Annotated in this window: 9 protein-coding genes; 6 read left to right on the forward strand and 3 right to left on the reverse strand. The window is 55.6% G+C overall.

Annotated features, from left to right (window positions below; translation table 11 throughout):
• Positions 1 to 10: 10 nt before the first annotated feature.
• Positions 11 to 3151, reverse strand: coding sequence for an exodeoxyribonuclease V subunit gamma (gene recC, locus EK22_RS02910; RefSeq protein ID WP_036247894.1), 3141 nt, complete (start codon positions 3149 to 3151; stop codon positions 11 to 13).
• Between the two features lie 326 nt (positions 3152 to 3477).
• On the opposite strand from recC, the gene EK22_RS02915 reads away from it, so the two are divergent.
• On the forward strand, positions 3478 to 5685 hold the full coding sequence (locus tag EK22_RS02915; RefSeq protein ID WP_036247896.1) for a HAMP domain-containing methyl-accepting chemotaxis protein: 2208 nt from the start codon (positions 3478 to 3480) through the stop codon (positions 5683 to 5685).
• A gap of 105 nt (positions 5686 to 5790) precedes the next feature.
• Here EK22_RS02915 and EK22_RS02920 read toward each other — a convergent pair whose 3' ends face one another.
• A complete protein-coding gene (locus tag EK22_RS02920) occupies positions 5791 to 6600 on the reverse strand; it encodes a DUF3014 domain-containing protein (protein WP_020158224.1) in 810 nt (269 codons plus the stop codon).
• A 115-nt stretch (positions 6601 to 6715) separates the two neighbouring features.
• Here EK22_RS02920 and EK22_RS02925 point away from each other — a divergent pair, with 115 nt between their 5' ends.
• The 4 genes from EK22_RS02925 to EK22_RS02940 all read left to right on the forward strand — a co-directional run bounded on the left by EK22_RS02925 (position 6716) and on the right by EK22_RS02940 (position 10970).
• The gene (locus tag EK22_RS02925) at positions 6716 to 8353 is read left to right on the forward strand and encodes an ExeA family protein (protein ID WP_036247900.1); all 1638 of its coding nucleotides are present in this window, start codon (positions 6716 to 6718) and stop codon (positions 8351 to 8353) included.
• Positions 8354 to 8356: 3 nt separating this feature from the next.
• Positions 8357 to 9121 carry a general secretion pathway protein GspB gene (locus EK22_RS02930; protein WP_036247903.1) on the forward strand — a complete coding sequence of 255 codons (765 nt, stop codon included), beginning with the start codon at positions 8357 to 8359 and terminating at the stop codon, positions 9119 to 9121.
• Positions 9122 to 9405: 284 nt separating this feature from the next.
• On the forward strand, positions 9406 to 9927 hold the full coding sequence (locus tag EK22_RS02935) for a phosphatase PAP2 family protein (protein WP_036247907.1): 522 nt from the start codon (positions 9406 to 9408) through the stop codon (positions 9925 to 9927).
• A complete protein-coding gene (locus EK22_RS02940) occupies positions 9927 to 10970 on the forward strand; it encodes an MJ1255/VC2487 family glycosyltransferase (protein WP_020158228.1) in 1044 nt (347 codons plus the stop codon). The genes EK22_RS02935 and EK22_RS02940 overlap by 1 nt, the downstream gene beginning before the upstream one ends.
• A 26-nt stretch (positions 10971 to 10996) precedes the next feature.
• On the opposite strand, the gene EK22_RS02945 is transcribed toward EK22_RS02940, so the two are convergent.
• Complete coding sequence (locus tag EK22_RS02945) at positions 10997 to 11314, reverse strand: BON domain-containing protein (protein ID WP_020158229.1); 318 nt, start codon at positions 11312 to 11314, stop codon at positions 10997 to 10999.
• Between the two features lie 265 nt (positions 11315 to 11579).
• Here EK22_RS02945 and mgtE point away from each other — a divergent pair, with 265 nt between their 5' ends.
• Complete coding sequence (gene mgtE, locus EK22_RS02950) at positions 11580 to 13031, forward strand: magnesium transporter (RefSeq protein ID WP_020158230.1); 1452 nt, start codon at positions 11580 to 11582, stop codon at positions 13029 to 13031.
• The last annotated feature ends 71 nt before the right edge of the window (positions 13032 to 13102 follow it).

A 13102-nucleotide genomic window follows, 5' to 3' on the forward strand; every position in this document is an offset into this window, starting at 1 on the left:
TCCTGAATAATCAGTTGCCGTGTGTCGATGCCCAGACATCCTGCAGCAATGCCTGACATTGCCGCTCGAACGACTCGCCCAATGCCTGCGCGATATCCTCGGCATTGCGGTAAAGCCGCCTGAGTTCCGGCTCATACGGCTGCTCGACAGCGCTTGCCAGCTGCTCCATGGCGATATCGAGCGCCGATTTGGCCGAGCGGCTGCCGGTATTGAGCTTATGCGCCTGCCTGACATAGGCCAGGGCCGGCTCGACAAAGAACGCATCGGGCTGCCGCTGGCCCAGACGATAGATCTCTATCAGCTCGGGCAAGTATTCGGGCTGGCAGTGCTCGGGCAGAAACAGCAGATCCTCGTCTTTACTGAGCAGACAGGTCGCCTGCGGCTCCAGACGGTTGATAATCAGATGGTGCAGCCAGGCGTTGATGAAATCCTTGCCTTTCAGATCGGCGTAGCGATAGAACAGGCTGCCGTTCTGATAGCGGTTGCCCAGCTTGCCGATCAGCCGATAATTGCCGACTTTGATGTCGACGGGCAGATCGTCCAGCGCCGGCCCCAGATTTTTCTGCTCGATGCGTTTGACGAACTCGGCAATCATTTTTTGCTGCCGTTCAAACTCGAGCTCGCCCGGACTGCCGGCCAGCCAGCGCCCCTGGGCCTGCAGTTTTTTCAGCGACACGGAAGCGCCGCTTAACTGTTGCTGTATCCAGTCATGGTGGATGGCGTAGCCGTCCATCCTGTCGATCTCAAACGGCTCCCGCTCTTCGGCCTTGGCCTCCATGCCGCCAAAGCGCAGATCCAGCTGCCGCCGCAGGAAATGGCGCTGCGGATGCTGGAAGAAGGCAAACAGATCGCCCAGATCGATCACCTCGCTGGCTTCGGCTTCAATAGTGCCCTGCCACCATAATTGCGGCTCCTGCCTGGCCGCCGACAAGGCTTTGGCCGTCGCGCAGTCGGCCGCCGAAAAGCTGAACAGCTCAGATGCGCCGTCGAAATAACGCGGGCTGAAGGGCTGCAAGGGATGCTGGGTCACCAGCCCGCGCACCCCGTAACCGTCCTCGAGCACGTCGAGCAGTTCACTGATGATGACGGACGGCGGAATGGCATCGTTCTGGCTGATCGACTGGCCGACATAGGTCATGATCAGGCGCTGGCGCGTCGACAGCAGGATTTCCAGAAACTGATAGCGGTCGTCCGCCCGGCGCGAGCGGTCGCCCTTGCGGAAATGCCGGCCGAGCAGGTCGAAAGTCGGAACCCGGTCGACTTTGGGGAATTCGCCGTCATTCATGCCCAGCAGCGCAATGACCTTGAAAGGGATCGAGCGCATCGGCAGCATCGAGCAGAACGTCAACTGGCCGCGCAAAAAACCGTGCGAGGATTTGCGCTCGGAAATCGTGCCTTCCAGCCAGCTGATGATGACCTGCAGCTCGACATCGTCATTGTGGACGGCCGCCGCGTCGGCCGACAATTCGACCAGCAGTTCGTTAAGCTGCTGGCGCTCAACCGGATCGGCGCCCTGCAGCAGCTGGTCGGCATAGTAATAAAGCTGCGAACTCCAGGCTTTCAGCGTTTTGGCCTGCTTCAGTTCGGTGCTGGCCTGGAACGCCAGCTGCATGAATTCGCACAGACCGCCCAATGCCTGCGCCGATGAGCCCTCGATATCGCTGTAAGGCAGCACGTCATCGATAAAATCGTCATCGCTGCCGACCGCATAGCCCATCAGCAACCGGTCCAGCGCCGCCTGCCAGGTATTGCCGCCCAGCCCGGGCAGCCCCAGCTCCCGCCGGTGCCCGGCCGACTTGCCCCAGCGCACTTCCGTGGCGCGCACCCAATGCTTGACCAGCTCCAGATCGGTCTCGGACAGGCCGAAGCCCGGATAGACCACCGGCTGCTCCAGCAGGTCCAGCACGCTTTGCCAGCCGAAACGGCTCTGGCTGAGACTCAGGAAGCGGATAAAGGCTTCCAGCGCATTATTGCTTACGCGCAGGCTGCGGTCGGCGATGGCGTGCTGGATGTCGTCGAAGACGGCCGCGATAAACGGTTCATAAGTTTGAATGTCGGGCGCCATGACCACGATATCGCGCAGTTCCAGCGACGGGTCCTGCTCCAACGCCAGCAACAGTTCGTTTCTCAGCACCTCGACCTCGCGCATGCGCGAATGGCAGGCATGGATGCGAATCGAATCGTCTTTCTGCAGATCTCGCTTTTCCAGTGCGTTGTTCAAAATATCGTTCTGCAACTGCTGCAGATTGGTGCGCGCCTCGTTAAGCTCAAAGCTGGCCGGCTCGAAATCGAACTGCATCTGTTCCAGAATCATGTCCTGAAACTCCCGACCCTGCTGACCCAGCGCCGACAGCAACGGGTGCCCGGTGAATGTCTCCGAGGCTACGCGCTGGCGCTTGCTTTCGATATCGGCCCAATACTCCCGCGCCGGATTCAGCAGGAAAAAATGCACGTCGCACTGCCTGGACAATGCCTGCAGATAATCCAGGAACAAAGGCGGCATGGTGTTGACCCCGAACACGAACACGCGCTCGGGCACGGCATCGCCGAAAGCGCCTTCCCCGGCCTTGTTCAAACGCTCGATCACGTCCAGCCACAGCGAGCCGCGGTGCCTGACGCCGGTCTGCTCGGTCACAAGCAGCCAGAGCGCCCGTTGCCAGCGCTCCGTTTCGGACTCGTAAAGCAGTTTTCCCTGATGCCAGAGCTCCAGCATATCAGGCCGCATCATCTGGTACTGGTCAAAGATCTGCGCCAACTGCTGCGCCAGCTGATAGCGCTTGACGGCGAGGTTCTCCCCGGTCAGGTACTGTTTTAACGCCTTGAATTCATTCCCGTAAGTCTCATCGTCCAAACGTCGCAGCAGAGCTTCAAACCGCCAGAGCATGACGTTACGCTCGAATACCGCATCGCTAAGCGACAGGTTGATCTTTTGCGCCAGCGAGCTGAAAAAACGGTTCGGAAACAAAAAATCGAAATTGCCCCAGACCTTGAATTCAGTCGCCAGCAGCTGCGACAGCCAGCGCTCCATGCCCTGACTTTGAATCAGAAAAACTTCCCTGGCAAAAGGCGATGTCAACGGCGCGTTTTCGATCACGGCGGTCAGATGCGCGACCAGATTCTCGGTTTTGTTGGAGCTGTGCAGGATGAACATGGGGATTTATGCCGATCAGGAATCCCCAACATTATACACAGACTGTGCATTATCCTGGATGCAAAACCGTTTTGTCATAAAACCGTAACGCAATCATCATCTTTTTGTCATAGAAGGCTCTTATACTTGCGAGGAACAGCGGAGGTTGCCCTGCAGGCGGACGCCCCTGATTTGACTGGATTACTCTGTCCGGAGAGCCGCAGGGAATCCGGCCGGGATTGATCAGTCCGGTCCATCTTACTTCTTGCGCAAAAACCGACAGTCATGCGTGCCTCATACGCAAACTCCCGCCAAAATAACAATAACGCCCTGGAGACAACAGCCTCATGCTAAACAACGCCCGCATAGGCACACGCCTGATTTGGCTGGTCAGCCTTTTTCTGATCCTGACATCCGCTATTGCCCTGAAAGGCTTGCACGGCATGGCGCGGAATGTCGCGATCGTGAACAGCCTCTACAACGACCGCATAGTGCCGCTGCGTGACCTGAAAGTCATCGCCGATCTGTATGCGATCAATATCCTGGAAACGACGCGCAAGGCCAGCAAGGGCGCCATCTCCTTGCCGGAAGCCAGCCAGGCTGTGCGCGACGCCGAACAAATCATTGCCGAGAAATGGCAAGCCTATCTAAGCACGCGGCATGTGGCCGAAGAAGAACGACTGATAAACGAACTCAAACCGATACTGGCCAAAAATCAGCAGGAAATGGACAGGCTCAAGGCTACCCTGGATACCGGCGACAGGGATGCCGTACCCGGCTTTCTCAACTATCGCCTGCTGCCAAGCATCAATCCCGTTACCGAAAAATATGCCGAATTGATCGAGGCACAGCTGGATGCGGCAAAAATCACTTACGACAACATGGTGCAGAATTACCAAAACATGCGTAACTGGTTCATAGCCATTGTTCTGTTTGGCCTCCTGGCCACAAGCCTGCTGGCGTTCATTATTATCCGCGGCATCACTCGCAGCACCGCGCAAATGACCGCCGCCCTGCAACATGCGCTGTTTGGCGATTTCACGAGCCGCGCGCAGGCTCAGGGGCGAGATGAGATCAGTCAGGCTATCGGCCTGCTGAACAGTTTTCTGGATCAGTTGCATAAGACCTTCCTGGAAACACATCGTGTCGCGCATTGCTTTGCCGCCGGCCAGTTCGGCCAGCGCATGGCGACCGATTTGCCAGGCGACATTGGCAAGCTGGCGACCGGCTTGAATGCCTCTTTCGCGCAGGCCGAACAGTCCGTTCAAACCTTGTCGCAGGTCGTGCAAGCCATGAAGGCAGGCAAATCGCTGGACCTGCAGACCATACGGCCCCATACACTCCAGGGCGAATGGCAGCGGGCGGTCGAGCAGGCAACCGACGCCATGCGGACACTGCAGCACATGTTCGCCCAAATCAACGAGGTGCTTCAAGGCGCTTCCGCAGGCCGGTTCGACCTGCGAGTAACAACATCGGTATCCGGTATCTATCTGGAATTAAAGGACGCCATCAATGCCGCCATGAGCAATCTCAATGCCGCCATCGATGATGTCATGCACTGTACGATGGCATTGTCGGCTGGCGACCTGACCGAACGGGTTACCGGCAACCATCAGGGTGATCTGGAGAAATTGAAGCATGCGTTGAATCATGCGCTGGCCTCTCTGTCGGCATCATTTCATCAAGTGCAGGAACGCTCCACGGATGTGTCGCTGTCCTCGCAACAAGTGGCCGCGGCCAATCAGGACCTGTCGCAACGCATTCAGGAACAGGCCTCCGCACTGGAGCAAACCACGGCCGCAATGGAAGAACTGACCGCGCAGGTGCGCGATGCGGCCGACCGCGCTGAACAGTCGAAAGTCATCACACTCGATGCCCGTGACGAGGTCCAGGCCGGCGCCGAGTCGATGCGGGATGCCATCGCCGCCATGCACACCATTCGTGACGTCAGCAATCAAATTACCGGCATTACCGATTTAATCGATGGCATTGCCTTCCAATCCAACCTGCTGGCGTTGAATGCAGCCGTGGAAGCCGCGAGCGCCGGCGAACACGGCCGGGCTTTTGCGGTCGTAGCCAGCGAGGTGCGCGCGCTGGCGCAACAATCCGCCGAGGCTGCCACCGATATCAAGCTGTTGATCGATCAAAGCACCCTAAAAATTCTGGAAGGCACGCACAAAGTCGAACACACCGGTGAAGCCATGAATCGCATCAGCGGGCAGATCGGGCAGGTGGGGACCCTGGTGGAAGAGATTGCGTCTAACGCCGGTGAGCAAGCCCAGGGCATCGAGGAATCGTCCAGGGCGATCATGGAAATAGACCGCACCCTGCAGCAAAACGCGGCGCTGGTCGAGGAAAACGCGGCGCTGGCCGACCAACTCGGGCAAATAGCCGGTACGCTGGATTATTTGACCGGCCAGTTTCGGCTTCAGGACTGCGAACCGGAGCCGATACGTCTCAGCCTTATCTCCCCTGATCATGACACCTCCCGGGAACCGTTAGCGACCGATGAGGAGCAATGGAGTAAATTCCGCGCCGCGCACGGGACTAAGTAATAGGCATGGAATAAATCCACGAAAAACAACCAAAGTGAAACCTGGTACGCAGGGCCGCGTTCCATGCCATCATCCATGGATAACTGAGCGCTATATTAGTGGCAGTCAGTCTTTCAGATTAACCAGCCCCTCGACCAGTTGGCGCACTTTCTGTTGAATCAGGCGCGTGTTGTCCGGTCCCATGCGCAGCATTTGTTTGTGCACGGGGCTGGCGTTTTCCAGCTCGCTATCGGCGTACTTATAAAGTACCGACGGCTTTACCAGAGCGATGGGCTCTTCTATGACCGGCGCCGCCAGGATTTCCGCGCCTGCTTTGGCCAATACATCTTCCAGGTCGTATCCTTCAGGATAGCCGAACTCGGTAAAGACCTGCACGAACAGCGGTCTGAATTTCTTGTAAACAGCCAGTGTCGCCTCCACATCCATGGCATTGATGGCCGCCGCCAGTTTGTCATAGCGCTGATAACTTTGCCGGCTCATAAACAGATTCTCATCGGCGGTAAAGCGCTGGGCCGGCTTAAGGAAACGCATATGCTTCTCGAGCCGCAAGCCTTGCGAAAAATCATTGGCGATCACGACGTATTTTTTGATCAGCCCGTCGGTCTTGAGCCATTCGGCAAGCCCCGGCGAAATCCTGATCATTTCCTCGCGTATGCGCCCGTCGCTATTAGCGAGATCAGGCAGGATAAACCCTTCTTCCTGCTGAGGCTCCTCGATGATCTCCGGTGCGATTTCCGCACCGGGCGCGGGCGTATCCGCCTCATCTGCCGGCGCGCTTTGCGTTTCCGCCGTTTTCTCGGCAATGGGCGGCAGCGCCAACGGCTGCGGCCCATCGGGCTCAGCACTTTCCTGTAGTTCGAAATAAAACCAGCCCATGGCTGCCGCAATGAGCAAGGCAATCGCCAGCCAAATCATGATGCCGCTACTTCTACTTTTAGTTTGCTCGTATCGCCCCATGTTTAAGACCTTCTTTCAGTTGTGGGTTAGAATAACTTAAAATATTTTTTATACTGCCTAAGAAGTCAGAACCTTGTATCAGCAATATTTTCATTTCAGCGAATTACCGTTTTCGATAGCGCCTGATCCGCACTTCATGTATATGAGTGCCCGCCATCAGGAGGGCTTGGCGCATCTGCTATACGGCATTAACGTGGGCGGCGGCTTCGTTGCCCTGACCGGCGAAGTCGGCACCGGCAAGACCACGCTGTGCCGCTGCCTGCTGCAGCAATTGCCCGTCAATGTCGATATTGCCTTGATATTAAACCCAAAGCTCAATGCCGTCGAATTATTGGCTACACTCTGTGATGAGTTAAGCATTGTTTATGACAGAAAGCAGCAATCGCTGAAGACGTTCATCGACAGGATAAACCAATATCTGCTCACGGCCTATGCCAACGGCAGGCGCACCGTGCTACTGATCGATGAAGCCCAGAACCTGAGCATGGAAGTGCTGGAACAAATCCGGCTGCTGACCAATCTGGAAACCAGCAAGGCAAAGCTGCTGCAAATCATTCTGGTCGGCCAGCCTGAGCTGAAACAGTTGCTGAACCGTCAGGACTTGCGTCAGCTCAATCAGCGGATAACCGCCCGTTATCATCTGCTGCCGCTGTCCCTTGAGGAAACACGGGCCTATATTCACCATCGCCTGACGGTCTGTAATGGCAACCTCGGTCTCTTTAATGACCGTGCCATTCGCAAGATTTATCAATTTTCCCTGGGCATCCCCAGACTCATCAATATTCTTTGCGATCGCGCCTTGCTCGGCGCCTATGCGACGAATGCCCACGTCATTTCCCCCGGCATCATCACCCAGGCGGCTCGGGAAACATTGGGGCTGGACAGTTCCCGCCGCCGACTTAACACAGCGATGGCTGCGATGTTGCTCGGCGGCTTCGCCGCCGGCATTTATTTTTTGAACCAGCATCCGCCGGCCGGCCATCAAGCCAAGCTCATATTGTCGGGCCAATTTCCGGAAGCAGATGCAAAACCGCTCGAGACTTCCCCGCAACCGCTTCCCGCACCGGAAGTTGCCGCGCCGAAAGCCGAGGCGGTCAAAACCCTTGGCGACTGGCTTGACGATCCGGCGCGGACGCTGAACACCGCCATGCTTCAGGCGCTCAAAACCTGGAAAAAAGCCCTGCCGGCCGATAACCGGGCCGACTGTAATTACATGAAAACGGTGGGCCTTCGTTGTCTGTTCGACAAGACCAACTGGAAAGACATGCTGGAACTTGACCGTCCCGCTATTTTGGAGTTTTCATCAGCCACCGAGGAAAAGCGCTATGCGTTGCTGACCGGCATTCAAGGCGGGCACCCCGTCATCCGTTTCAACGATGATTTAACGTTCCCGCTAGCCGATGTGCTGGATTTATGGGATGGTTATTACCTGATCCTTTGGCAACCGCCGCGCCCGGACATGACGGAAATTATTCCGCGGCAGACATCGACCGATGTGCTCTGGCTACGCCAGCAGCTTAGCGCCATAGCGGGAACCGACATCAACGTCAACGAACCGCTGTTCTTTGACGAGACGCTTAAAACGCAAGTGATTAATTTTCAACGCCGGCATCATTTAACCGCTGACGGCATAGCGGGAGCCCGCACCCTGATTCACCTGGACAACAGCACAGGCGCCGGAGACTCGCCGCACCTAACATTCAAGGACTAAGTTATGTCTTATATTTTAAATGCACTGCGCAAATCAGAACAGGACCGGCAGGCCGTCGAGCCTGACAAGGTCACCAACAGGATTCTCGCTCAGCAGCCGCGGCAGCCCCAACGCGCTACCCGGCTTATTGCCGCATTGATTATCAGCAACCTGCTTATCCTGGCTTATTTTCTCTGGTTTACCCAAAAGCCCCAGCCCGACGCGTCTGCCGTTAAGCCGTCGTTAGCGCCGCCGGTTGACATAAGGCCGCCGCGTGAGCCCGAGGCAAGACCGCCGGAACCGAAACTCCCGTCCATTGCCGAAATCGTCGAAGCCCGGGTTATACCGGCCAAAACCGCAACTGCCATTAAAAAACCGCTGACAGAGCCCGTTAAACCGGCGCCCGCGCCGCCGCAGCCGGTTCGCCTAAAAGCCGGACCGGTTGAAGCCTCTGGACCGGCTGATAACGCGGTTGACAAACCGGCATCATTGCCTGGCAAAAAAACCGGGCCGGTCATGACCGCTCTCGAGCAACCGGCCTCATTGCCGGCAAAAAATCACCTGCCTTTCCTCAATGAACTGCCTGCCGAATTCCGCCGCGAATTGCCAAGCTTGCCTATCAATGTCTTTGTCTATTCGCCGAAGCCTGCCGAACGTTTTGTCATGATCGACATGGTCAAATATACGCCCGGCCAGCGAATCAAGGACCTGCTGGAGCTCAAGGAAATACGGTCCGACAGCCTCATCGTCAGTTACAACGACCGCCTGTTCAAAATCAAGCGTCCGTAAGATTTAACAGATGCCTGCCGGCGCATCTCCTTATGCGCCCGGCAATGCAACAGGCAGCCGCGAGGCCCTTCGCGGCTGGATCACCCCTCGCGGTTTTATAAGCCACAGCCAAGGCCTGCTAAGGCCCTTGTCATCAAACTTTCAACAAACCTTCATTTCCTTGTCACAAAAGAGTTTTAGTCTTTGCCATGAAGGCTGGGATTAAATCAATAGGAAAATCCACGTTTTTCAGCTCTGCACCCGATCGCGGCCGACTTTTGCAAAACTGCCGAGAGGACCAAAAAATGAAACTGCTTTATTCGATACATAAGTACGATGTGTTCATGACCATCTGGCTGCTTAATGTCAAAATGCACGGCTCACTGGCCAAGTTTAGCCGATACGTGTCAAGAACCGGCGACGGCCAGCTGTATCTGTTGATCATCGGTCTGCTGTACTGGCAGCAAGGCCTTCACAGTCCGCTGCTGCAGGCTATTTTGCTGGGCTTTCTGGTCGAAAGGCCGATTTACTTCGTTTTGAAAAACAGCCTGAAACGCAACCGGCCGGCGGCGGCGCTGCAAAATTTCCGCAGCGTTATCACACCCTCCGATCAATTCAGCTTCCCATCCGGCCATACTTCCGCGGCGTTCATGATGGCGACGCTGATCGGTTATTTCTTTCCTGTTTTAATGCTTCCGCTTTATGGCTGGGCGGCGATGGTCGGCTTCTCGCGCGTCGTGCTGGGCGTGCATTTTCCGACCGATATCTTAGTCGGCGTCATACTGGGCATCAGTACGGCACTTTTCAGTTTGGGATACAGTATTTAATGAGAATTTTTTATGGCGTACAGGGCACCGGTAACGGCCACATCACTCGCGCGCGCGTCATGGCGAAAGAACTCCATGATGCCGGCCTGGACGTTACTTTTCAGTTTACCGGCCGCCCGGTCGATAAATATTTCGATATGGAGGTCTTTAACGGCTACCAGTTGCGCACCGGCCTGACTTTCAGCACCGACAAAGGCCAGGTCAGCTACCTGAAGACCGCTTTGGATGCCAGACCGCTTACCTTTATCAAAGATGTCGCGTCGCTGGATTTAAGCCCTTACGATCTGGTCATCAGCGATTTTGAACCCGTGACGGCCTGGGCGGCAAAGAAACAGAAAAAAACCGTTTTGGGCATCGGCCATCAATACGCGTTCAACCATCGCATCCCCAAGGCCGGCTCGGACCCGGTCGCCAGACGGGTCATGAAATACTTCGCGCCGGCCGATATCGGCATCGGCCTGCACTGGCACCATTTCGACCAGCCGATTCTGCCGCCCATTATCGACACGAGCAAAACCGCCGCGAATACCATCAAAAATAAAATTATCGTTTACCTGCCTTTCGAGGATCAGCGAGAAGTCATCAGGCTGTTATCGCCTTTCAACAACTTCAGCTTCCACGTCTATGCGCCGGAAACGGTACGCTCCGAGTTCGAACATATCCTCTGCCATCCGCTCTCCCGCGAAGGTTTTCAGAAGAACTTATACGACTGCGCCGGCATTATCAGCAATGCCGGTTTTGAACTTGCCAGCGAATCGCTGCAACTGGGCAAAAAGATCCTGGCCAAACCCCTGCATGCCCAAATGGAACAAATCTCCAATGCCGCCGCCTTACAGCAATTGGGTTATGGTCATGTCATGACGGATATGGACCCGGCGGTGATCGAATGCTGGCTGCATGACGAGCATGCCGTCCGGGTCACTTATCCCAATACCGCCAGGTTATTGGTTCAATGGCTTCAGGACGGCATGCCGGAAATGGACAGGAATTTCGTCCACGCCATATGGAGCAGCGTGGAAGTCTCTCAGACCCATTTGGAGTGATGACCGCCTGACCTGGATTTTCCCGGTTATTTGACAATCAGGCTGTTATTGACCATTTTGACGCCTCCCACGGTTCTCGCCAGCTCGACAGCCTTATCGGCGGCACTGGCGGAATCGACGAAACCGCTCAGCTGTACAATCCCCTTGAACGTTTTCACGTTAATCTGCAGTACTTTAAGGCCCGGATCATTAAATATGGCCGTCTTCACCTTGGTTGTCAGCACGGCATCATCAAGATACTCGCCGGTGCTTTCATGCCTTTTACTTCCCGCACAGGCGACCAACGACATCGCCAGTAATACAACTGATAAAAAACGTATTATCAAACTGAATTTATTCATCATTTATTTATAGCGCTAATAGACAGATGGAGGGGTTAAACGCCGATTATAACCGGTGTTAAATTAAGATATTATTTTATCGCGGTTAAATAATGCAACGGTATTGCATTGACATAATGCGCTCACGCCGGCGCGTCGCTTCCCTTCCGCGGCCTCGTATTGAACAGGGAATTTTAATCGGACTTAGCGCCTCTATCAAAAGCTGACATAATGGCAAGAACCCGCTTTTTACATTACGAAATAAACGCCAATTCACTGTTTTTTAATTATGGAATCCACCGATAAACGCCATTCCGAGCAATTCCTGCAGCAACACCTGCAGCAGGTCATCACATTGCTGGAAAAACAGCGGCTGGAAGAATCGCTGGTGCAAAAAGGGACGACACCCCATCGGGAATTGGTTGAAACTATCCTGCACAAGCAGCAGCAAACCCGCCTGCAGGAAAAATTTGCCCAGCTTCACCCTGCCGATATCGCCTATATCCTCGAATCGCTGCCGCTGGATCAGCGCCGTATCGCCTGGAGCGCGATCAGAACGGGCCATGACGGCCAAGTGCTGATGGAAGTATCCGATGCGGTGCGGCAAACGCTGATTTCAGGCATGGAAACCGAGGAATTGGCGAGCGTTGCCGGCCAACTGGACACTGATGAGATAGCGGATCTTGTGGCCGATCTGCCGAAAAACGCCATGCAGCGGATTCTCAAATCGCTCAACCGCAAAAAACGCCGGGATCTCACCGCGGTTCTGGCTTGCAACGAAGATCAGGTGGGCGCGCGCATGGATTTCGGCATGATCAAGATCAGGGACGATCTGACCTTGAAAGCCATATCCGACTACATTCGCAAACGCGGCAAGTTACCCGATCACACCGATAAATTGTTCGTCGTGGACCGCAGCAACAAAATCAAAGGCGTTTTGCCGGTGCAACGGCTGTTGACCCATCCGCCTTCCCGGCAAGTGGCGGAAGCCATGGTGACCGATTTTGTCGTCTTCCCGGTCGACGAGGATCTCACCGAGGCTTCGCGCGCTTTTGAGCGTTACGATCTTATATCGGCGCCGGTTGTCGATCATGGCGGCCGGCTGCTGGGCCGGCTTTGCATCGACAGTATCGTCGATTTCATCCGCGACGAAACAGACGAAGACCTGCTGATTCAAGCCGGCGTCGAGGAAGAGGAAGACTTGTTTTCCAGCGTCTGGAAAAGCGCTCAGAACCGTTGGGGCTGGCTATTGATCAATATCACCACGGCCTTTGCCGCGACCCGCATTATCGGCGTGTTTGAGGATGCGATCCTGCATCTGGTGGCGTTGGCTTCGCTCATGCCGATCATCGCGTCGACGGGCGGCAATACCGGCAATCAGACCAGCATGCTGATCATCCGCTCGCTGGCGCTGGGACAGATTACCAAGGCCAATATCCGCCGCCTGATCACAAAGGAGTTGAGCCTTGCCATCCTGAACGGGACGCTCTTGGGCAGCGTTGTCGGCCTGCTGGTCTGGCTGCTTTATCAGGACCGAGACCTTGCCCTGGTCATGGCCATCGCCATGTTTTTCAACCTGCAAGTCGCCGCCCTGGTCGGTCTAGGCATCCCTTTGCTGCGCCATAAATTCAACAAGGACCCGGCAGTCGGCACCAGCGTCATGCTGACCTTTATCACCGATGCCATGGGCTTTTTTATCTTTCTTGGTCTGGCCAGCGTGTTTTTACTGAAGAAAGCCTGACGCATTAGCCAAACCGGCAAAGCAGCGGTTTTGCAGGCGGAACGGATTTTTCCTGTATTAGGCCGGCGCAA

Source organism: Methylobacter sp. BBA5.1, from assembly GCF_000746145.1.
GTDB lineage: Bacteria > Pseudomonadota > Gammaproteobacteria > Methylococcales > Methylomonadaceae > Methylobacter > Methylobacter marinus.

Coding starts and splice junctions, on each gene's coding strand:
- recC (WP_036247894.1), bottom strand. CDS start 3,151: ATGTTCATCCTGCACAGCTCCAACAAAACCGAGAATCTGGTCGCGCAT.
- EK22_RS02915 (WP_036247896.1), top strand. CDS start 3,478: ATGCTAAACAACGCCCGCATAGGCACACGCCTGATTTGGCTGGTCAGC.
- EK22_RS02920 (WP_020158224.1), bottom strand. CDS start 6,600: ATGATTTGGCTGGCGATTGCCTTGCTCATTGCGGCAGCCATGGGCTGG.
- EK22_RS02930 (WP_036247903.1), top strand. CDS start 8,357: ATGTCTTATATTTTAAATGCACTGCGCAAATCAGAACAGGACCGGCAG.
- EK22_RS02935 (WP_036247907.1), top strand. CDS start 9,406: ATGAAACTGCTTTATTCGATACATAAGTACGATGTGTTCATGACCATC.
- EK22_RS02940 (WP_020158228.1), top strand. CDS start 9,927: ATGAGAATTTTTTATGGCGTACAGGGCACCGGTAACGGCCACATCACT.
- EK22_RS02945 (WP_020158229.1), bottom strand. CDS start 11,314: ATGATGAATAAATTCAGTTTGATAATACGTTTTTTATCAGTTGTATTA.
- mgtE (WP_020158230.1), top strand. CDS start 11,580: ATGGAATCCACCGATAAACGCCATTCCGAGCAATTCCTGCAGCAACAC.